Source organism: Limnohabitans planktonicus II-D5, assembly GCF_001270065.2.
Lineage (GTDB): Bacteria > Pseudomonadota > Gammaproteobacteria > Burkholderiales > Burkholderiaceae_C > Limnohabitans_A > Limnohabitans_A planktonicus.
Genome location: NZ_LFYT02000001.1, coordinates 351601 through 371296 on the forward strand (window position 1 = coordinate 351601; position 19696 = coordinate 371296).

At 58.5% G+C, this 19696-nt stretch carries 19 protein-coding genes and 2 tRNA genes; 9 read left to right on the forward strand and 12 right to left on the reverse strand.

Annotated elements, in window-relative coordinates:
- Window positions 1-68 precede the first annotated feature (68 nt).
- The gene (locus H663_RS21790) at window positions 69-1046 is read left to right on the forward strand and encodes an NADPH:quinone oxidoreductase family protein (RefSeq protein WP_053175271.1); all 978 of its coding nucleotides are present in this window, start codon (window positions 69-71) and stop codon (window positions 1044-1046) included.
- Between the two features lie 97 nt (window positions 1047-1143).
- Here H663_RS21790 and H663_RS21795 read toward each other — a convergent pair.
- From H663_RS21795 to uvrC, 8 genes are all read right to left on the reverse strand, one after another.
- A tRNA-His gene (locus H663_RS21795) sits at window positions 1144-1219 on the reverse strand.
- Window positions 1220-1246: 27 nt separating this feature from the next.
- On the reverse strand, window positions 1247-3178 hold the full coding sequence (locus H663_RS21800) for a SurA N-terminal domain-containing protein (RefSeq protein ID WP_053175268.1): 1932 nt from the start codon (window positions 3176-3178) through the stop codon (window positions 1247-1249).
- Between the two features lie 61 nt (window positions 3179-3239).
- Window positions 3240-3315, reverse strand: a tRNA-Val gene (locus H663_RS21805).
- Window positions 3316-3332: 17 nt separating this feature from the next.
- Window positions 3333-3605: an HU family DNA-binding protein gene (locus H663_RS21810; RefSeq protein WP_053175264.1), complete on the reverse strand. Its 273-nt coding sequence runs from the start codon at window positions 3603-3605 to the stop codon at window positions 3333-3335.
- Window positions 3606-3871: 266 nt separating this feature from the next.
- Window positions 3872-4960 carry a tartrate dehydrogenase gene (locus H663_RS21815; protein WP_053175262.1) on the reverse strand — a complete coding sequence of 363 codons (1089 nt, stop codon included), beginning with the start codon at window positions 4958-4960 and terminating at the stop codon, window positions 3872-3874.
- A 91-nt stretch (window positions 4961-5051) separates the two neighbouring features.
- Complete coding sequence (locus tag H663_RS21820; RefSeq protein ID WP_420844027.1) at window positions 5052-5921, reverse strand: DMT family transporter; 870 nt, start codon at window positions 5919-5921, stop codon at window positions 5052-5054.
- A 35-nt stretch (window positions 5922-5956) separates the two neighbouring features.
- Window positions 5957-6526 carry a CDP-diacylglycerol--glycerol-3-phosphate 3-phosphatidyltransferase gene (pgsA, locus tag H663_RS21825; RefSeq protein WP_053176868.1) on the reverse strand — a complete coding sequence of 190 codons (570 nt, stop codon included), beginning with the start codon at window positions 6524-6526 and terminating at the stop codon, window positions 5957-5959.
- Window positions 6527-6580: 54 nt separating this feature from the next.
- Window positions 6581-8512, reverse strand: coding sequence for an excinuclease ABC subunit UvrC (gene uvrC / locus H663_RS21830; RefSeq protein ID WP_053175257.1), 1932 nt, complete (start codon window positions 8510-8512; stop codon window positions 6581-6583).
- A gap of 161 nt (window positions 8513-8673) precedes the next feature.
- Here uvrC and earP point away from each other — a divergent pair, with 161 nt between their 5' ends.
- Genes earP through H663_RS21845 form a run of 3 tightly spaced genes read left to right on the forward strand, consistent with a single transcriptional unit; the run spans window position 8674 to window position 10797 of the window.
- Window positions 8674-9765 carry an elongation factor P maturation arginine rhamnosyltransferase EarP gene (earP, locus tag H663_RS21835; protein ID WP_053175254.1) on the forward strand — a complete coding sequence of 364 codons (1092 nt, stop codon included), beginning with the start codon at window positions 8674-8676 and terminating at the stop codon, window positions 9763-9765.
- 20 nt (window positions 9766-9785) lie between these two features.
- Window positions 9786-10391, forward strand: a complete 606-nt coding sequence (gene fic, locus H663_RS21840) for a protein adenylyltransferase Fic (RefSeq protein WP_053175249.1) — start codon at window positions 9786-9788, stop codon at window positions 10389-10391.
- Between the two features lie 28 nt (window positions 10392-10419).
- Window positions 10420-10797 carry a hypothetical protein gene (locus H663_RS21845; protein WP_133239942.1) on the forward strand — a complete coding sequence of 126 codons (378 nt, stop codon included), beginning with the start codon at window positions 10420-10422 and terminating at the stop codon, window positions 10795-10797.
- 225 nt (window positions 10798-11022) lie between these two features.
- Here H663_RS21845 and H663_RS21850 read toward each other — a convergent pair whose 3' ends face one another.
- The 3 genes from H663_RS21850 to H663_RS21860 all read right to left on the reverse strand — a co-directional run bounded on the left by H663_RS21850 (window position 11023) and on the right by H663_RS21860 (window position 13445).
- The gene (locus tag H663_RS21850) at window positions 11023-12054 is read right to left on the reverse strand and encodes a hypothetical protein (protein WP_053175243.1); all 1032 of its coding nucleotides are present in this window, start codon (window positions 12052-12054) and stop codon (window positions 11023-11025) included.
- A 60-nt stretch (window positions 12055-12114) separates the two neighbouring features.
- The gene (locus H663_RS21855; RefSeq protein WP_053175240.1) at window positions 12115-12831 is read right to left on the reverse strand and encodes a DUF2971 domain-containing protein; all 717 of its coding nucleotides are present in this window, start codon (window positions 12829-12831) and stop codon (window positions 12115-12117) included.
- 71 nt (window positions 12832-12902) lie between these two features.
- A complete protein-coding gene (locus H663_RS21860; protein WP_053175237.1) occupies window positions 12903-13445 on the reverse strand; it encodes a hypothetical protein in 543 nt (180 codons plus the stop codon).
- Between the two features lie 299 nt (window positions 13446-13744).
- Between H663_RS21860 and H663_RS21865 the strand changes: the two genes are divergently transcribed.
- The 5 genes from H663_RS21865 (at window position 13745) to H663_RS21885 (ending at window position 17329) form a co-directional block, all read left to right on the forward strand.
- Window positions 13745-14218, forward strand: coding sequence for a YeeE/YedE family protein (locus H663_RS21865; protein ID WP_053175234.1), 474 nt, complete (start codon window positions 13745-13747; stop codon window positions 14216-14218).
- Window positions 14215-14649: a DUF6691 family protein gene (locus H663_RS21870; RefSeq protein ID WP_053175231.1), complete on the forward strand. Its 435-nt coding sequence runs from the start codon at window positions 14215-14217 to the stop codon at window positions 14647-14649. Before H663_RS21865 ends, H663_RS21870 begins: the two co-directional genes overlap by 4 nt.
- Window positions 14650-14745: 96 nt before the next feature.
- Window positions 14746-15300, forward strand: coding sequence for an elongation factor P (gene efp / locus H663_RS21875; protein ID WP_019428318.1), 555 nt, complete (start codon window positions 14746-14748; stop codon window positions 15298-15300).
- A 138-nt stretch (window positions 15301-15438) separates the two neighbouring features.
- Window positions 15439-16326, forward strand: coding sequence for an LOG family protein (locus H663_RS21880; protein WP_053175228.1), 888 nt, complete (start codon window positions 15439-15441; stop codon window positions 16324-16326).
- Between the two features lie 67 nt (window positions 16327-16393).
- Window positions 16394-17329, forward strand: coding sequence for an alpha/beta hydrolase (locus H663_RS21885; RefSeq protein WP_083451288.1), 936 nt, complete (start codon window positions 16394-16396; stop codon window positions 17327-17329).
- Window positions 17330-18191: 862 nt separating this feature from the next.
- On the opposite strand, the gene H663_RS21890 is transcribed toward H663_RS21885, so the two are convergent.
- A complete protein-coding gene (locus H663_RS21890; RefSeq protein ID WP_053175223.1) occupies window positions 18192-19301 on the reverse strand; it encodes a J domain-containing protein in 1110 nt (369 codons plus the stop codon).
- Window positions 19302-19696: the final 395 nt, after the last annotated feature.

Below are 19696 nucleotides of genomic sequence, written 5' to 3' on the forward strand. Positions count from 1 at the left end.
GACATGAGCCGGGCCTTGGCATTGCCTAAGATGCCCACCACTCAACACATTCATCAAGGAGTATCTGCATGCACGCTTGGCTTTGCGAAAACCCTGTCGGGGTCGACGCGCTCACCTGGAAAGAACTGCCTACCCCCACCCCGGGCCCCGGTCAAGTTCTGCTCGAAATTCAGGCGGCCAGCCTGAACTTTCCGGACTTACTGATCGTTCAAAACAAATACCAGATGAAGCCCGAACTGCCCTTTGTGCCCGGCTCGGAATACGCAGGTGTGATCAAAGCCGTGGGCGAAGGCGTCACCCACCTGCAAGTAGGCCAAAGCGTGGCCTGCTTGTCAGGCACCGGTGGCTTTGGCACCCACACCCTGGCCCCGGCCAAATTGTGCATGCCACTGCCAGAAGGCTTTCCCGCGGTGGATGCAGCCGCGTTCATCATGACCTACGCCACATCGCACCACGCGCTCGTAGACCGCGCCGCATTAAAGGCAGGCGAAACGGTTCTGGTTCTGGGCGCAGCAGGTGGTGTGGGCACCGCCGCCATCCAGATCGCCAAAGCCATGGGCGCCAAAGTGATTGCAGCGGCCTCCACCGATGAAAAATGTGCGCTGTGCAAGTCACTCGGTGCCGATGCCACCATCAACTACAGCACCGAAAACCTGCGCGAAGCACTGAAAACCCTGACCGAAGGCAAAGGCCCTGATGTGATTTATGACCCGGTGGGCGGCGAATTTGCCGAACCGGCCTTCCGCTCCATCGCCTGGCGGGGCCGCTACCTGGTCGTGGGTTTTGCGGGTGGCCCCATCCCGTCCCTGCCCTTGAACCTGCCTTTGCTCAAAGGTGCCAGTCTGGTGGGCGTGTTCTGGGGCGAGTTTGCCAAACGCGAACCCCAGGCCAACGCCGCCATGATGGGCGAATTGGCCCAGTGGTACGGCCAAGGCAAAATCAAACCCGTGATCGATCGCACCATGCCCATGAGCGAGCTCAAAGCCGCCTACGCCCACATGGGCTCACGGAGCGTCAAAGGCAAGCTGGTGATGGTGAACCCTTGAGGCCAAACGCCCCGCTGATTGCGGGGCATCTTGGATGATTTCAATTTGAAATCAAAAGAAAAAAGCCCTTGCAACATTTGCAAGGGCTTTTTTTATTTGGGGTGGCTGATGGGGCTCGAACCCACGACAACAGGAATCACAATCCTGGACTCTACCAACTGAGCTACAGCCACCGTAGAGATGAAATTATAGCCTGATCTTCATGGCTTTTTGGCGCTCGTTTCGATTTTTGCCGAAGGTTTTTCAATCAGCATTTCTGCCTTGAACTGCGACTTCAGGTGGGTCAGATAAGCCTGTGCTTCGGCTTGCGCCCACAACTGCGTGAATTGCTGGCGGCTTTGCGCTTGTTGCTGGGCTGTAGGGGTATCGCGGGGCACGATTTTGTTGACGCGAACCAGGGCATAGCCTTGCTGGCCCAGATCAACGCCCACCAAGGTTGGCAGGCGCGCAGGGTCAGTACGCAACACAGCGTCCATCAAAGCCTGGGGTAGGCCTGCACTTTGCTCACGCGAAACAACCAAGGCAGCACCCACTTGAGCTTGGGCTGCTTGATCTTTCCACTCTGCCAAGCGAGCCATGCCTTCGGCTTTGGCCAATTGGGCCGACTTGTCCTGCACAAACTGGCTGCGCGCATCGTCTTTGACTTCTGCATAAGGCCGCAGTGCTGCAGGTCGATAGTTGACGATGCGTGCCGACACCAAGGTATTGGGTGCCACTTCCACGGCCGCTGTGTTGCGACGCTTGGTCACGGAGTCTTCTGCGAACAATGCTTGCAGCAGTTTGGTGTTCGTCAAGATGCCCTGCGCACCAGCAGCGGGGGTTCGGCTCAAGCCCTGAGCTTGCTGCACGGTCAATTTCAGGCGGTCTGCAATGGGTTTGAGGCTTTCAGCTTGCTCATAGACGCTGTTGCTGAAAGTTTCTGCCAGTTCAGCGAATTGGCGCTGGGCCTGCTGTTTGCGCAGATCCGCTTCGAGCTGAGGGCGCATTGCCTCAAAGCTTGGGGCCTTGGCGGCTTTGATGTCTGTCAATTGAATGATGTGGAAACCAAATTCGGACTCCACCACATCGCTGATGGCACCTTTTTCGAGTGCAAACACGGCATCTTCAAAAGACTTGACCATGGCACCTCGGGCAAAGAAATCCAGATCGCCGCCTTTGGTGGAAGAGCCTGGATCTTGAGAGTTTTTACGGGCCAGATCAGCAAAGCTTTTGGGGTTTTTGCGCACCTCTGCCAACAATTCATCGGCCTTGGCGCGTGCTTTTTGACGCTCAGCGGCAGGCGCATCTTTGGCTGCGTTGATCAAGATGTGGCTGGCTCGGCGCTGCTCTTGGCCTGCCAGACGCTGCAGGTTTTGTTCGTAATAGGTTTTCAGGTCCTGCTCAGCCAAGGTGATGCTTTTTTGCAAAGAAGCTGCATCGAGCACCAGGTATTCCACATCGGCCGTTTCAGTCGAACGAAAGCGCTCTGATTGGGCTTGGTAGAACTTTTCCAACTCCGCATCGGTCACTTGCACTTTGGAAGCGAAATCCGCAGGCATCCAACGCTGAATCTGCACTTCGCGACGTTGCAAATACGCCTGTAAAGCCGCATCGGTTTGGGTTTGCGAGGCAAGCACGGAACCCTGCAAAGCCCCGATCACTTGTTGATTGGACAGATCGCGGCGAACCTGAGATTCCAGCATTTCCGGCGTCATGCCCTGGCTGGCCGCCAGTTGGCGATAGCGCTCCATGTCCAGCTTGCCATCAGGGCCGCGCAAACCAGCAATGGAAGGGTCTTGCTGCAGATAACGCGCCAGACGCTGGTCGCTGGTGACCAGCAATTGTTTTTCCGCAGCGACAGAAATCAAGCGATCGTTGACCAATCGCTCCAATGTGGCGTAGCGGGCTTCGGCAGAGTCGAGCAGTTTGGCGTCCAGATTTGGCATCGATGCGCGAATGCGCTCTACCTCGCGCTGGTGGGCGGCATCCCAGTCGGCCTGGGAGATTTTTTGACCATCCACGCGGGCCACCACCGCGCCCTTATCCTCAAACCGGCTGTAGCTGTCGACGCCAAACAGCACGAAGGAGGGAATCACCAGCAAGAACAACAACCCCATCAGGATTTTGGAGTGGTTGCGGATGGAATCAAACATGATCGAAGTCTCGGGTTAACAAGAAAAAAGGCGAACAATTTGTTCGCCTTTACTTTTGTGGTGGTGGGCGCTGACGGTCTCGAACCGCCGACCTACTCCGTGTAAAGGAGCCGCTCTACCAACTGAGCTAAGCGCCCCACCTGAAAAAGTTTAATCAGTTCAAAGCATCCTTGAGGCCTTTGCCTGGACGGAACTTTGGAACCTTAGCTGACTTGATTTTAATCGCTGCGCCAGTGCGTGGATTGCGGCCTGTGCGAGCAGCACGCTTGCCAACCGCAAAAGTACCAAAACCCACCAAAGAAACGGTACCGCCTTTTTTCAGCGTGGTACGCACAGCGCCTATGGTGGCTTCCAAAGCGCGACCAGCGGCAGCTTTGGACAGGTCAGCGTGTTTCGCGATGTGTTCGATGAGTTCAGTTTTGTTCACAAGAAACCTTTGATTAAGTGAAACGCCGGTTTAACCGGCGTTGATTCTGGAATTTGATTCAGCAGCACAGGCTCTGAAATCGCTTGTCTCCGGCGGTGAGGCCTGATTGCATTAAAGCCAGCACAAGCGGGTCTGTCAATCAGGAATCACACGCAATTGTCGCGACGCGGAGACGGATTCTAGCCGCGAAAAAGCATGCTTCTGAGGCAGCGATCAGTTTTTTTCTGCCCTATTAACATGACGCGTGAGCGCACTGATTCAGTGCATCAACCCAGCGCTTGCTCAATGGCCCGACCCACGTCCGATGTTTGGGCATTTCCGCCCAAATCAGGTGTGCGAGGCGCACCACTGCCGGGTGCCAGCACCTTTTCGATCGCGGCCAGAACGGCATCGTGGGCGGCTTTGTAACCTAAAAACTCCAGCATCATGGCGCCGCACCAAATCTGGCCAATCGGGTTGGCTATTGCCTTGCCTGCGATGTCTGGGGCCGAGCCATGCACAGGCTCAAACAAGGAAGGAAACAGGCGATCCGGGTTCAGGTTGGCGCTGGGCGCAATGCCAATGGTGCCGGTGCAGGCTGGGCCCAGATCGCTCAGGATGTCGCCAAACAAATTGCTGGCCACCACCACATCAAAAAAGTCGGGGCGCTGCACAAAATGCGCGGTGAGGATGTCAATGTGGAACTTGTCCACGTTGATGCCCGGATACGCCTTGGCCATTTCAGCCACACGCTCGTCCCAGTAGGGCATGGTGATGGCGATGCCGTTGGATTTGGTGGCGCTGGTCAGGTGCTTCTTGGGACGGGTTTGTGCCAACTCAAAGGCAAATTTGAGGACCCGGTCCACCCCGATGCGGGTCATGATGGACTCCTGCATCACGATTTCACGCTCGGTGCCCGGGAACATGCGCCCGCCCACGCTGGAATATTCCCCCTCGGTGTTTTCGCGCACGATGTACATGTCGATCTCGCCAGGCTCGCGGCGGCTGCCGTCCTTGCGCACCACAGGCGCAATGATGCCGGGCATCAAACGTGCGGGACGCAGGTTGATGTACTGGTCAAACTCGCGGCGAAAAAGCAGCAAAGAACCCCACAGTGAGACATGGTCGGCGATCTTCTCGGGCCAGCCCACCGCACCAAAGTAAATCGCATCGTGCCCGCCAATCTGGTCTTTCCAGTCATCGGGCAGCATCTTGCCGTGCTTTTCACAATAGTCCCAGCTCGAAAAATCGAAATGGTCAAAGTGCAGGTCGATGCCGAACTTGCGGGCGGCAGCGTCCATCACGCGCAGGCCCTCGGGCATGACTTCTTTGCCAATGCCATCTCCTGGAATCACGGCAATGCGGTGTCGGGTCATGGGGTGTCCTTTGTCAAATCAATCCAATGGCGCCAGCGCGTTGGGGCTGCGACGAGAGCGCGAGCATACAAGCTCAGTCACCAAGCCATGTTCACCGAGGTGACGCACGCACCACCAGGCTCACGCCCAATGCGGTGAGGGCCGTACCCGCCAGCGTGGCCGCCGTGATGGTTTCACCAAACAACAACCAGGCAATGATGGCCGTGGTGGGCGGCACCATGTACATCAGGCTGGTCACCGAGGCCGCTGCACCGCGCTGGATCAGGATGTACAGCAAAGAACTGCCGCCCAGTGTCAAACCCAGCACCGACCAAGCCATGGCCCCGGCCAACTCGGCGTTCCAGTGCATGGCTTCGGGTTCTGCAAGTGCCAAAGGCAAGGTGACCACAAAAGCGGCCAGCAACTGAACCGTATTGGCCGATCGCACATCGCAAGGCTGAACAAAGCGTTTTTGATACAGCGTGCCGATGGTGATGCTCAGCAGCGCCCCAACGGCAAAAGCCATGTTCACAGGCGTGACGTGGTCCATGGGCGAGCCCAAAGTGAGCTTGCGCCAGACCACCATGAGCAAACCCGCAAAGCCCAGCAGCAAACCCAGCCACTGTCGACGCGACACCCCCGGCTGGTCTGAGCCGCGCAGGCTGTAGGACAACCAAATGGCGGTCAGCACAGGCTGAAAGCCGACGATGAGAGACGATAAGCCCGAGCCCATGCCCGCTTTGACCGCAGCCCAAACGCCGCCCAGATAGCCCGCATGCATCAGGATGCCAGTGACCGACAAGTGCAGCCACTGCGAACGGCTTTGCGGCCACTGGACGCGAGCCAGCTGAATCCAGAGCATGAAACACAGAATCGAGAGGAAGTAGCGCACCACCAAAAAACTGAACGGTGGTGCATGCGGCATGCCATAGCGAGCGACGATGAACCCGGTACTCCAGATCAGCACAAACACAACGGGCATGGCCTTTATCCAGGCCGTGTTCCCTTGAGGGCTGTTCATTTCACCCGCGCCCGGATTTCAGGCAGGGCCTTTTGCATGTAATAAACCATGGACCAGATGGTCAGCACAGCGGCAATCAAAATCAGCACGGCACCCCAGGTGCGGGTGTCGATCACGCCAAACAGCATGCCGTCATAAAGCAAAAAAGGAATCGCCACCATCTGCACCGTGGTCTTGAGCTTGCCCACCATGTGCACCGCCACGCTCTTGCCCGCGCCAATCTGGGCCATCCACTCACGCAGCGAAGAAATGGCGATCTCGCGGCCAATGATGACCAGCGCAATCAGCACATGCACCCGATTCATGTGCACCAGGATCAGCAGCGCCGCACACACCAAAAACTTGTCGGCCACCGGGTCAAGGAAGGCACCAAAAGCAGAGGTCTGGTTGAGCTTGCGGGCCAGAAAACCATCGAGCCAGTCGGTGATGGCAAACAGCACAAACATGACCGTGGCGATCAGGTTTTGCATCTCCACCGTCAGGCTCTGCAGGTAATACACGCCAACGATCAAAGGGATCGCGACAATGCGCGTCCAGGTCATGAGGGTGGGGATTGTGAAAAACATGGTCTTCATTGTGGCACGCCAAACGGGGGTTTCATGGGCAACGGGGCCAGAAGCTCAATGCAATGCGTTGTAAATGGTCTCGGCCAACTCGTGAGAAATACCGTCCACCCCGGCCAAATCTTCCACGCTGGCCGCCTCGACCCCACGCACCCCACCAAAGCGCTGCAACAGGCGGGCCCGTTTGCGCGGCCCGATGCCCGGAATTTCCTCAATCTTGCTGCCGCCCACCCGGACCTTGGCCCGCTGCGCCCGCATGCCGGTGATGGCAAAGCGGTGTGCCTCGTCACGAATTTGCGCCACCAGCATCAGCGCCGCCGAATCCTTGCCCAGATAGACCTTGTCGCGGCCATCGGCAAACACCAACTCTTCCAAGCCCACCTTGCGGCCCTCGCCTTTTTCCACGCCCACGATGTGCGACAAGTCCAGGCCCAGCAGGGTGAACACCTCACGGGCCATGGACACTTGGCCCTTGCCGCCGTCGATCAGCACCAGATCGGGCAAGCGGGCCGTCCCCTCAGCTGAACGCATGGCCTCAGCCAGCTTGCCATAGCGGCGCATCAGCACCTGACGCATGGCCGCGTAATCGTCACCGGGCGTGATGCCCTCGATGTTGTAACGGCGGTATTCGCTGCTTTGCATCTTGTGCTGGCGAAACACCACGCAAGACGCTTGCGTGTTCTCGCCCGCTGTGTGCGAGATGTCAAAACACTCAATGTGCAGCGCATCCAAATCATCCGGAGCCAAGTCCAGCGCATCGGCCAGCGCTCGGGTGCGGGCCTGCTGCGAGCCCTCTTCGGCCAGCAATCGGGCCAGCTGGATGTCGGCATTTTTTTCGCTCATTTCCAGCCACACCCGGCGCTGCTCGCGCGGGTTGTGCACCGCCGACACCTTGTAACCCGCCTGCTGCGACAAGGCATTGACCAAGGCCTTGTCCACCCCCACGCTGGTGATCAAGGCCGCAGGCACCGGAATGCCGATGTAATGCTGGGCCAAAAAAGCTTCCAGCACCTGCACCTCGACCGGACGGGCGACTTGATCCTCCTCTTCCACCAACTGCAAAGCGTGGGCATCTTCCACATGCGCCGGAAAATAGGCCCGGTCACCCAGATGCCGCCCCCCACGCACCATGGCCAGGTTCACGCAGGCACGACCGCCTTGCACGCGCACCGCCAGAATGTCCACATCGGTGTCAGTGCCCGTGTCCACCGACTGCTGGTGCAAGACCTTGGACAGCGCAGACATCTGGTTGCGCACCTCGGCGGCCAGCTCAAACTCCAGCCGCTCGGCGTGCGCCATCATGCGCGACTCCATCTCTTGCAGCAGCGCCTGCGTCTCACCCTTTAAAAACCGCTCGGCGTGCTTCACATCATCGGCATAAGCCTCGGGGCTGATCAGGTTCACACAAGGCCCCGAGCAACGCTTGATCTGATACAACAGGCACGGTCGGGTCCGGTTGGCAAACACCGTCTCTTCACAGGTGCGCAGGCGAAACACCTTTTGCAAAAGCTGAATCGACTCCTTGACCGCCCAGGCACTGGGAAACGGACCAAAGTAGCGGTGTTTTTTCTCGACCGAGCCCCTGTAATAGGCCACTCGGGGGAAGGTTTGAGCCTCGGGTGCACCATCCAGCGCCTTCAGGTACAGCGTGCCGTTACCCGTCAACTTCAAATACGGATAAGTCTTGTCGTCCCGAAACAGGATGTTGAACCGTGGGTTCAGCGTCTTGATCAGGTTGTTTTCCAGCAGCAGCGCCTCTGCCTCCGAGCGCACCACTGTGGTCTCCATGCGGGCGATCTTGCTGACCATGTGGCCAATGCGCGTGCCGCCATGGTCCTTCTGAAAATAGCTGGACACCCGCTTCTTGAGCTGCTTGGCCTTGCCCACATACAGCACATGGCCCTGCGCATCAAAGTAGCGGTAAACCCCCGGCAAAGCCGGGAGCGCGGCCACCTGGGCCAGCAAGGATTCGTCGTGTGCCGCTGTCATGGCGCGTATTGTCGCGGCAAAACAAAGCCCCTGAAGTGCAGCAATGCGCCACACACATTCGGCTGCAAAGGCGACAACCCACAAGAAACCACGCCGTGCCCGTTGTAGGAGCGCACCCCTGCGCGCGAAAACCTACACCCGGGCAGCGACAATCCCCCACCATGAACACGCGCCGACCCCAGAACCTTTGGGACATTTTTTGCACCGTCATCGACAACCACGGCGATCTGGGCGTGTGCTGGCGCCTGACGCGTCAGCTGCTGGCCCAAGGCCAATCGGTGCGCCTTTGGGTGGACGACGCCTCGGCCCTCGCCTGGATGGCCCCTGACGCCCACGCCCTGCCCCACTTGCAAGTACTGCCCTGGGCAGCAGCCAGCCAAAGCGATGTGTTGACAAACTTGGCTCCGGCCGATGTCTGGATAGAAGCCTTTGGCTGCACCCTACCCGAAGCCTTTGTGGCCCATTTTGTAGCGCATGCCTTGGCCACAAGCACGCAGCAACCCGTCTGGATCAACCTCGAATACCTGAGCGCCGAAGACTGGGTGCCCCGCATGCACCAGCTGCCTTCGCCCGTGATGAGCGGCCCTGCCAAGGGCTGGACCAAGACCTTCTTTTACCCCGGCTTCACGCCGGACACCGGCGGCCTGCTGCGCGAAACCGACTTGCTGGCTCGGCAAGATCACTTTGACCGGGCTGCCTGGCGCAAACAACACTGCCCCAACCTGGCCCCGGACGGCCTGCTGATCAGCCTGTTTTGCTACGAGCCCGCCGCCCTGCCCCAACTGCTGGCCCAAGGGGTGGGCACACCCCACCACCTGCTCGTCACCCCGGGCCGCCCACTGGCTGCGGTGCAGCAAGCAGTGGCCGGAATTGCCGTGCAACCCAACTGGAGCGCCCTGCCCTACACCGACCAAAACGGCTTTGACGAAATGCTCTGGGCCTGCGACTTGAATTTTGTGCGCGGCGAAGACTCGCTGGTGCGGGCGCTATGGGCAGGCCTGCCCTTCATCTGGCACATCTACCCACAAGACGACAACGCGCACCACGACAAGCTGGAGGCGTTTTTGGATTGGATGCAAGCGCCGCAGAGCCTGCGGCAGGCGCATCGGGTTTGGAATGGGATAGAAGCGGGTGAATGGCCTGCGCTTGATGCCGAAACACTGCAGATTTGGAGCCAGAACACCAAAACCAAGCGTCATCAACTTTTAGGGCAAACTGATTTGGTCACGCAACTGATCCATTTCGTGGGTTGAAAAATAACAAGGGACGCACCATGGTCTTTGGCAACAAACTGGATATCAGCAGCCAGGTAGAACTCCACCGGGTGGAAGAAAAGCTCAGTAAACAAAAAGCCAAACAGCTGTTTGAAAGCGGCGACATCGACAAAGTGGAAATGGGCACCTTTGCGGGCCTTGCCAACATCCATGCTTATTTGTTTGACGAGGTGTATCCCTCTGCCGGCCAAGTGCGCGACGTGAACTTGGCCAAGGGCAACTTCAGGTTTGCACCCGTCATGTATTTGCAACCATCGCTGGCACACATCAGCGCCATGCCTCAGCAAAGCTTCGAACAAATCGTCGAGAAGTACGTCGAAATGAACGTGGCCCACCCGTTTCGGGAAGGCAACGGGCGTGCCACCCGCATTTGGCTCGACCTGATGCTGAAAAAAGAAATCCGACAAGTCATTGACTGGAACTTGGTGGACAAAGCCGAGTATTTGTCGGCCATGGAGCGCAGCGTGGTCAAAGACCTGGAAATCAAACACCTGCTCAAGGGTGCATTGACCGACCAAATCCACGACCGCGCGCTGTACATGAAAGGCATCGATGTGAGCTATTACTACGAAGGCTACAGCGAGTACAAGGTTGAGGACTTGTGAGCCAAGTCAATGGCAAGGAAATGGCTCAATGAACCCTCAAGACCCACCCCATGCGTCTCCTCTGGACCCCGGCACGTATGTTGACTTGCTGAATGCGCTATCGACGGCCATATCCCCTTTGCAGATGCTGCACCAAAAGGCCATTGAAGCACTGAAGCCCTCCGTGCAAGACATGGTGCGCAGTGGCAGCAGGGATGTGCAACGAATCGAACACACGCTCGATCAACTGCTGAACCATGCGTGCACACCCGAGGGCCTGACCCTCTTCAAAACCCTCTGCCGCCACTACTGGGCAATCGACCAGGAGGCGACTGCAAGCTATGTTCAAGCCTACCGCGAGATGTGGGCGGTCGATGAACAGAACGAAAGCGAAGCGGTGCACATTCCACACCCTCCCGCCACTTGAAGACATGGCGTGCAAAGGTTTGGACCAGCGCCGGGGAATGACCGCTTGCAGTACCGCTGTGCGCACCGTTGGCATCAAGATATCAACATCGATAGTCCGCGTGAATGCTCAACCGCGCAGGCAAGACAAAAAAGATTTTTTCTGTAGGGCTTGAACCACCACCCAAAACCGGGCTCCTACAACAAAAGGATCAGGTCACGGCTTCGCGCGACCTATCCTCACTCGTTAGGCGGCGTTCTTCGGCGCGGCAGCATCTTTTTGATTGAGCTGTTTCAAAGCGAAATTGCCACGCTCTGCAACGGATGGGTTCGGATCTGAAGCCGTTCGATGCGCGAGCACAAACGCGTTGTCGCCAATAGAAGCGAGCTCGCGGATAAGAAATTCAGCCGCGACCCTACGAACCATGGGAGACCTATCTTCCATGGCAGCGCAAAGCGTCGCCATGAACGGCTGATTCGCAGGAAGGTCCCGGGACTCTAGGATGGGTTCGAGTTTCCCTTTGCAATACGCCACATCTGTCCATTTCCACTTGCGACCGACGACCCAAGAGCTCCGCCCAACGAACATCCATCGGAAGGCTCGTGCGCGAACAGTTGGCTGGACTGCGCCTTGGGCGAACTCCCCGATCCAAGAGTCGAAGGAGGTCAAACGAGCGCATTGAGATAGAACGAGTGCTGCTGGGCCCGCTGTCGTGCTCATGATCTTCGACTTAAGTGCGAGGGAAACAGGCTCCCTTGAGGCTATCGCAACTACAGCCTCTCTATCAGCAGGCTCCATGCGCCCCCAAGTACTCCAGTGTTCAAGAAGGCTCCAAAGCACATCGGCGACGTCCTGTGGCTCGGAGTTTGAAGCCAGCTCAGGAAGCGTCTCGCGCGCGGCACTCCTTACTTGAGGCACCCAGTCGTTCAAGCGTCTGAGTCCTAATGCGAGCAGGAACGCGCTGGGCGCGTCGGCAGAATTGACTCGCAGTGCCGCCTCTCTCTTGCGCCCATCGTGGCTGCAGAGGTCGAGCCATGAGGTGAACCGGCGCGGGCGCATCCAAAACTTCCACGAGGTTTCGGTGGCACCGCGTTCAGAAGCCCACAACTCGTCTCGTATCGAGCGCTCCCAGGCGTCCATCTTCTTCAATGGCACCAACTTGGTCTCGGAGTTGACGTGCGCCATCAACCCCGCAACTTCGCTAGCGGTCACACCAGCCGACAGAAGATTTCGGATTGCTGCAGCGAGAGCTGGATAATCGTCGAGGACTTTTTGCATCGGTATTGCGCCACCTAACGGGAAGCCCTTGTAGTTTGAGGTAACCGGCGCTGCGCGGCTTTATGGCGCAGCGTCCGGTTGACCGCAGGCTTCCATTCTGGAACTCAGGCTGTCAGGGACTGCGTAGAGTCGTGACTTCTCGACAGTACCTGGAAAGCCTAGCTTCTCCTTCAGATAAAACTTGTAAGCCTTCACAGTCTCTTCTGGCGCACGTGGGTCGATCCATATGCTTGTAAGCAACTTGAACGGGTCAATATCAATCGATATTCCATTTTTAGGGTCACCTTTCAGCGAATGCTCATCAAAGATTACCACTCTTGCTTCACGCTCATGGTCAAATGCTCTGCGCTTGAGGAACAACGGCTCGATGGCGGCTTCTACGGAGAACTCTGCGCGAAGTTGACTTCTTGCCTCTTCAAGGCGACTCTCGATCTCCTCTTGGTTCAGATACTCAACATTGAGCGTCGCGTAGCTGAAAGGACGAGTCCTTCGGGCGGCGGCGAGGCACTGCTGAAGACGTTGTCGCGTAGTTGCAATCCGTACTCCAAGACCGTGTGGCGAGTAAATGCGCCACATTGCGTCTGAAACCGCCTTTCGACACCAGCACTGCGCAAAAATTGCCTTAGCTGCGTCATGTTTCAGTACGCGTTCGTATGGATCATCCCAGGTTGACGGGTGTGCGAAGTAGAGCTGGCGGCTAGTGATGATTTCAGCGGCTCTGTCAAAGCTGAGTATCCGATAGAGGTTCGCCGGAGCGGTAAGTTGCGACAAGTTCATGTTGTTTGGGAAGCCTAACGTTTGAGGTCAGCGGGAGCCGTAGGCGAACCGCTGGAACGAGGGGTTGAGCATCATGGGGTGAGCTTCTCTGACAATTTTGTGAGCACCGCATAAGGATGCTCGCTAAGACCTGTCACTTGTGACCAGTTAGCCATAAACGCCAAGTACTTCTTGATCTCTGGGTCTCGCATCACCCTAAGCACGTAGTACTGAACTGGCTGAATGTCGGCTGTGGAGAGGAGGCCAGCCTGCCAGGTAAGGGCTAAGTTTGCGAAGTGTCTCAGTAGTTTGTCGATTTCCCGTTCCTGGGGTGACTTGTGGAAGCCTTCGTCGTACTGGAACTCGGAGTATTCGATTGCGTAGAAAGCCTTTTGAATTTCTTCGTCTTCGGCGAACCCTTTCAGGCAGCCAGCTACGAGGGCTGCCCGGGCCTGCGCGTTTGTTTTGCGTGACTGCTGCACGTTGAGCAACAACCCGAACGCTGCGAATAGAGCCCCAAGGGCGGGAACGATCGCAAGCGCGACCTGCGCCCAGAGAGGAAGAACTTGAAGTACTGGTTGCATAGTGTTTATGACGCCCAAAGTGATGTAGAGGGCAAAACCCGGTTGATACATCCGTGCCGAGCCGATACATCTTTTTTATAAATAAGCTGAAAATCGCGTTGAAAAAGGCCTTCGGCCCCAATGCCAGAATTTTTGTATTGATACAAATTCACCATGAAACCCGGCACTCCTTGTTGGTCATCCGCTGAGCTTCGTCAGTCGGCGCGAAGCCAAACTATAACCTTAATGTTTACATTTTTAGATGTCGCGCTTAGCCAATACAAAACAATTGAGGGCTCACTGAACCCCAGAGCCTTCAAGTTGGATGTCCGCAAAATTGACCCGATCCGCGTGCCCGATAATCCCTCCCCATGACCCTCATTAACACCCTCTTCCCCCTGGGCTGGCAGCACTACCTGCTGGGCGGCCTGACCATTGGCGCTGGCGTGGCGCTGCTGTATTTGTTCAACGGCTGGGTCGGCGGCATGAGTTCCGTCTTTTCCAGCAGTTGGTCGTTCGTGTCCAAGCGGGCGTTTTTCCAGCAAGCCCGTTTCGTCAATACCCGCAACTGGCGGCTGGTTTACGCCCTAGGCGTGGTGTTGGGGGCGCTGGTTTGGCGATTCACGCTGGCGGGCGGTGAGGCACAGCACACCAGCGTGCCCGCCTGGCAGCTGCTGGTGGGCGGCTTTTTAGTGGGCTACGGTGCCCGCCTGGGCAATGGCTGCACATCGGGCCACGGCATTTGCGGGCTGGGCTCGTTGCAGCTGCCCTCTCTTTTCGCGGTGCTCACCTTCATGGCCACCGCCTTCATGACCGCCAACCTGATGGCCTGGAGCCTCGCATGAACAATCTGAATCCTCACACACTGTCCCTGCCCAAAGCGTTGTTCACCCTGGCTGCCGGGGCTCTGTTTGGCTTTGGCCTGTCGCTGGCCACCATGGTGCAGCCCGATGTGGTTTTGAGCTTTTTGCGCTTTCAGGACTGGGGCCTGATGCTGGTCATGGGCGGCGCGACGGGCCTGGCCATGGTCGCGTACAAAGGATTTCCGCGTTGGCTGCGCCGCCCCTTGCTGGGCGGTCAGTTCCTGACACAACCGGCCAACTGGAACCGCCAAACCGTGATCGGTTCGGCCATTTTTGGTGTGGGTTGGGGGCTTTCGGGTGTTTGCCCCGGCCCGGCTATTGCAGCTTTGGGCACGGGCAACACCGACATCCTTTGGGCTTTGGGCGGCATTGTGCTGGGCGCATTGGCGCATGGCCTGACGGCGCGTGATTGATCGCCTGGGCCTCATTTCGCCATCCATCCAAGCCCCACAGGTTAGAATAATGGGCTTGGCTTCAAGCCACCCCCTTTCATTTCAGACTCAATTCCTATGAAAACCGCTCAAGAAATCCGCGTCGGCAACGTCATCATGCACGGCAAAGACCCCATGGTCGTCCTGCGCACCGAATACCAACGCGGTGGCCGCGGTTCTTCCACTGTGCGCATGAAGCTCAAGAGCTTGATCGCCAACTTCGGCACCGAAGTCGTGTTCCGCGCCGACGACAAGATGGACCAGGTCATTCTGGACAAGAAAGACTGCACCTACTCTTACTTCGCTGACCCCATGTACGTTTGCATGGACACCGATTTCAACCAATACGAAGTCGAAGCCACCAACATGGGTGACGCCCTGAACTACCTCGAAGACGGCATGGAACTCGAAGTGGTGTTCTACAACGAGAAAGCCATCTCGGTCGAATTGCCCACCAGCGTGGTGCGCGAAATCACATGGACAGAGCCCGCCGTCAAAGGCGACACCTCCGGCAAAGTGCTCAAGCCAGCCAAGATCGCCACCGGCATGGAAGTGCCCGTGCCTTTGTTCGTGAGCCAAGGCGACAAGATCGAAATCGACACCCGCACCGGCGAATACCGCAAGCGCGTCTGATCTTTGGATCACCCCCTGATGAAAGCCCCGCAAGGGGCTTTTTTCATGGCCCCATCAATACGCAGGTGCTGGTTTCAAGGCGTGTGCACGGGCCATCGAACAAGGGCCATCGCGCCAAGGCCATGCACAATCAAGCCCATGACAAGCACCCCAGACCTCCAAACCCCTTCCCTGCCCCACGCATGGGCAGAAACCCCCACCAACTTCCAGGACGCCGCCTGGCTGGAGCCACAGGCCGAGCGGCTGGCTTTTGCCGACCCTGAGTTCCTGCTGCGCCGCGAAACACGGGGCATCCGCTTTCAGCTGGAAATGCTCAAGCCCGATCTGGCGCAAACCGAGGCCCACATCGACCAAACCGTGGTGGTGTTTGGCAGCGCACGGTTTCTGGACATGGCCAGCGCCCAGGCCCAATTGCTGTCGGCAGAACTCAGTGGTCACGCAAGCGCCATCGTCAAAGCCCAAACCCTCGTGCGCAACGCGCAGCATTACGAAAACGCACGCCGCTTTGCATCCTTGGTCGCGCGCTCGAGCGCAAGCCTTCCTGACGATGAAAAACTCTACATTTGCACCGGCGGTGGCCCCGGCATCATGGAAGCCGCCAATCGCGGTGCCCAAGAGGCGGGCGCACCCTCTGTGGCCTTGAACATCGCCCTGCCGCACGAACAACACCCCAATCCCTACGTCACCCCGCATCTGAGTTTCAAATTTCACTACTTTGCGCTGCGCAAAATGCATTTCATGATGCGCGCCAAAGCCCTGGTGGCCTTTCCGGGCGGCTTTGGCACGCTGGACGAACTCTTTGAAGTGATGACCCTGGTTCAGACCCGCAAAGCGCGGCCAGTGCCCATCTTGCTGTTCGGCACCGATTACTGGAAACGCCTGATCAACATGGATGTGCTGGTGGAAGAAGGCACCGTGACCCCGCAAGACCTGCAACTGTTTCGCTACGTGGACACCCCGGAAGACGCATGGCAGGCGATTGGCGACTTCTATCAGTTAAGCCCCAACACCTCTGAGACACTGTAAGCCGCTGCTCATTCGCCATCTGATTGCACACATGCCGCACACGCATGACCGCCCCTAGGAGCTTCACATGACCGAACCCCAAACATTCACGCCCCAAGGCTGGCGTGAGGCTCTGGTGGCCCGTGTGCTGTGCACTGCGCTGCGCTGCTTGCTCAAACCCGTTTTTTCGCCGCGCTGTCCCATCCGGTTTCAAAGGTTATGGCTGCGGCTGATGGCGCAAGCCACGCGCATGCCTGCTGGGGTGCGCACCGAATCGGCGCACATCGGGGGCTGCACGGGCGAATGGTTTTTTCCGCTCACAAGCGACTCCACACCCCAGGCCACGCTCTTGTACTTGCACGGTGGCGCCTATTGCCTGGGCAGCCCCGCCACCCACCGCGCTTTGACCGCACGCCTGGCCCAAGCCAGCGGGCTGCGCGTGCTGTCGCTGGATTACCGACTCGCACCAGAACACCCGTTTCCTGCCGCCTTGGAAGATGCCACGGCCGCCTGCCTGGCGCTGCAAGCCCAAGGCCCGGTGCTGCTGGCGGGCGATTCGGCGGGGGGCGGACTGGCCCTGAGCACCGCCTTGACCTTGCGTGACCAAGGCCTGCCCCTTCCGGTCGCCCTCTTGCTGCTGGCACCCTGGGCCGATTTATCGCCAAGCACCCCGGTCAGCGTGCCCTCAGGCGAAGTCATGCTGAGCCTGCCCTGGGCACAGGCCTGTGCAGCCCATTACCTGAGCGGTGATGGCGCTGACCAGGGGCTGGCTTCACCCTTGCACCAACCCCTGCATGGCCTGCCGCCCACGCTGATTCAGGTGGGCACCGATGACATGCTGTGCACTCAGGCCATGGCGCTGCACCACGCGCTGGAACAAGCCGGTGTCACCAGCCGCTGCGAGGTCACCGCGCATCGCTGGCATGTTTTTCAAATGCACGCCGACGTCTTGCCATCGGCCCAAGAAGCCATCGCGCGACTGGCCACATTTGCAAAAACGCAGGCGGCAAGCGCGCAAGCCTGAGCCTTTATTTATTGATCCAGCCCTTTGTCTTCCCGTAGGTCGGCACTCGCAGAGTCCGACGTTTGTGGGCTCAACAACATCCCTCGTTCCGCTTCGGCACAGGCCCCATGTCGGGGTCTTCGACCGCCGACCTACGCATACATGGCTCCCGTAGGTCGGCACTCGCAGAGTCCGACGTTTGTGGGCTCAAGCACATCCCTCGTTCAGCTTCGGCACATGCCCCACGTCGGGGTCTTCGACCGCCGACCTACGAAAACCCTCAGCCCCATGGCGGCTCTGTTGCCACCGACCTGCGCATACATGTCCCCTGTAGGTCGGCACTCGCAGAGTCCGACGTTTGCCCGCTTCGGCACAGGCCCACGTCGGGGTCTTCGACCGCCGACCTGCGCATACATGGCTCCCGTAGGTCGGCACTCGCAGAGTCCGACGTTTGCCCGCTTCGGCACAGGCCCCACGTCGGGGTCTTCGACCGCCGACCTACGCATACATGGCTCCTGTAGGTCGGCACTCGCAGAGTCCGACGTTTGCCCGCTTCGGCGCAGCCCCACGTCGGGGTCTTCGACCGCCGACCTACGCATACATGTCCCTTGTAGGTCGGCACTCGCAGAGTCCGACGTTTGCATGCTTCGGCACAGCCCCACGTCGGGGTCTTCGACCGCCGACCTGCGCATACATGGCTCCTGTAGGTCGGCACTCGCAGAGTCCGACGTTTGCATGCTTCGGCACAGGCCCACGTCGGGGTCTTCGACCGCCGACCTACGAAAACCCTCAGCCTCATGTCGGCTCTGTTACCACCGACCTGCGAATACAAGGCATGCGCATCGTTTGCCCGGCGCGACCGCCCATGCTTGCCCTGCGCATTTCACAAAGATGAATCCGCGCCTTCAATCCGCGCGGCCTGTTTGGCTTGCTGGGCTTGTTCTTTGAGCCAACGCTTGAGTTCAGGCCCTTGCTGGATGCGGCGCAAATCTGCACTCAGGCTGTCCACCGCATGCCTTTGGTCGGCTTGCAAGCGTTGCAGGGCTTGCGTAAGTGCGGCCTCTGGCATCTCTGCACGGACATGAATACACAGCTCACGCGTCAACCGCGCTTGCAATTGCGCCAAATCGTCCTCCAGCGCAGCCACCTGCTCTTTGAGCAGCAAGGACATGGCGACCAGCTTCGAATCGGCCACCGCATGACCGGCTGCCACCTGCACCTGCGAGAGCTGCATTTGCAGGCGCAGCAAAGAACTCAGGTCTTGCCGCTCATACGCCGCATTCACCTCGCTCATCAAAGCGGTCTTGCGCTGACGCTCGGCCTCATTCGGTTCACGGTCAGGGTGCAAAGCGCTGGCCAGCTGCCGGAAGATCGTGCGCAAGGCGATTCGGGCATCGGTCTGCTGCATTTCGGCCTGTTGCTGCCCTGCCGTTTTTTTTTGCGCCTTGCGGGCGGCCCGTTTGGCGGCTTTGCGCGCCTCGTCGGCCTCTTGCTGACGCTGCCACTGGCGCATGGCCGCTTGCATGACCGCTTCGGGGGTGTCATAGAGGCTGGGGTTGTGAATGGGCTGCCCCCAGGCCGCCTCGATCTTTTCGCGCAACTGCTGCGCGGCTTCGGCTTGCGCCTGTGTGGCCTCCTGCTCATCTTCGTCCTGCGCATACAGATCAGCCACCGCTTGCACCTGCGGGTCCACCTGGCTTGGCAAGGATGCGATCAAACTGCGCACTTTGCTGCGCGCCATGCGTTGCTGCTGCGCCGTTAATTCATCGGATTGCAAACGCTCGTGCACAAACAACAACAGGCTTTTGTTCAGCCCCAGCGTCTGCTCGGCCGCATCGCGCAAGACCTGCAAATGGGCATAGCGGTGCTGATCCGACCAGGCCTGCAGCCGCGCCATGTGCCCCGACAACAGCGACACCCTTGCCAGCAGGCGATCAAAGGCCTGTTGGGCCTCAGAAGCCGGTGCGGATTTTTCAACAAGAACGATGGACATGCGACTCCTTCAATGGGCCGCAAGCCTACTACGCTTTGGCGCCCGATCCGCACAGTGATCGACAAACCTTGCTGCTCTCGTAGGTCGGTGGTCGGAGACCCCAACGGATGTGTGTACACCGGCAAGGCTTGAACGAGGCATAGGGTGAGCATGCAAACGTCGGACTCTTCGAGTACCGACCTACCAGGCAAGGCCTGTTGTGGGTCGGTGGTCGGAGACCCCGACATGGGGCTTGGGACCAAGGCTTACGTCGGGATACGCGATCGCAGACCTCAATACTGACCCACGGCATCTGCGAATTTAACCAACCTTTCACATTTGATGAATTTTCAATAATTTCATCAAAAAAACAGCAGGAGTACCCCAATTGGGCGATTACTTTTGCTGTTGTTTTC

Bases quoted from the DNA above. Each gene is read 5' to 3' on its own strand.
- H663_RS21790 (WP_053175271.1), top strand. From the start codon at position 69: ATGCACGCTTGGCTTTGCGAAAACCCTGTCGGGGTCGACGCGCTCACC.
- H663_RS21800 (WP_053175268.1), bottom strand. From the start codon at position 3,178: ATGTTTGATTCCATCCGCAACCACTCCAAAATCCTGATGGGGTTGTTG.
- H663_RS21815 (WP_053175262.1), bottom strand. From the start codon at position 4,960: ATGACCCGACACCGCATTGCCGTGATTCCAGGAGATGGCATTGGCAAA.
- H663_RS21820 (WP_420844027.1), bottom strand. From the start codon at position 5,921: ATGCCCGTTGTGTTTGTGCTGATCTGGAGTACCGGGTTCATCGTCGCT.
- pgsA (WP_053176868.1), bottom strand. From the start codon at position 6,526: ATGTTTTTCACAATCCCCACCCTCATGACCTGGACGCGCATTGTCGCG.
- uvrC (WP_053175257.1), bottom strand. From the start codon at position 8,512: ATGACAGCGGCACACGACGAATCCTTGCTGGCCCAGGTGGCCGCGCTC.
- earP (WP_053175254.1), top strand. From the start codon at position 8,674: ATGAACACGCGCCGACCCCAGAACCTTTGGGACATTTTTTGCACCGTC.
- fic (WP_053175249.1), top strand. From the start codon at position 9,786: ATGGTCTTTGGCAACAAACTGGATATCAGCAGCCAGGTAGAACTCCAC.
- H663_RS21845 (WP_133239942.1), top strand. From the start codon at position 10,420: ATGAACCCTCAAGACCCACCCCATGCGTCTCCTCTGGACCCCGGCACG.
- H663_RS21850 (WP_053175243.1), bottom strand. From the start codon at position 12,054: ATGCAAAAAGTCCTCGACGATTATCCAGCTCTCGCTGCAGCAATCCGA.
- H663_RS21855 (WP_053175240.1), bottom strand. From the start codon at position 12,831: ATGAACTTGTCGCAACTTACCGCTCCGGCGAACCTCTATCGGATACTC.
- H663_RS21860 (WP_053175237.1), bottom strand. From the start codon at position 13,445: ATGTATCAACCGGGTTTTGCCCTCTACATCACTTTGGGCGTCATAAAC.
- H663_RS21865 (WP_053175234.1), top strand. From the start codon at position 13,745: ATGACCCTCATTAACACCCTCTTCCCCCTGGGCTGGCAGCACTACCTG.
- H663_RS21870 (WP_053175231.1), top strand. From the start codon at position 14,215: ATGAACAATCTGAATCCTCACACACTGTCCCTGCCCAAAGCGTTGTTC.
- efp (WP_019428318.1), top strand. From the start codon at position 14,746: ATGAAAACCGCTCAAGAAATCCGCGTCGGCAACGTCATCATGCACGGC.
- H663_RS21880 (WP_053175228.1), top strand. From the start codon at position 15,439: ATGACAAGCACCCCAGACCTCCAAACCCCTTCCCTGCCCCACGCATGG.
- H663_RS21885 (WP_083451288.1), top strand. From the start codon at position 16,394: ATGACCGAACCCCAAACATTCACGCCCCAAGGCTGGCGTGAGGCTCTG.
- H663_RS21890 (WP_053175223.1), bottom strand. From the start codon at position 19,301: ATGTCCATCGTTCTTGTTGAAAAATCCGCACCGGCTTCTGAGGCCCAA.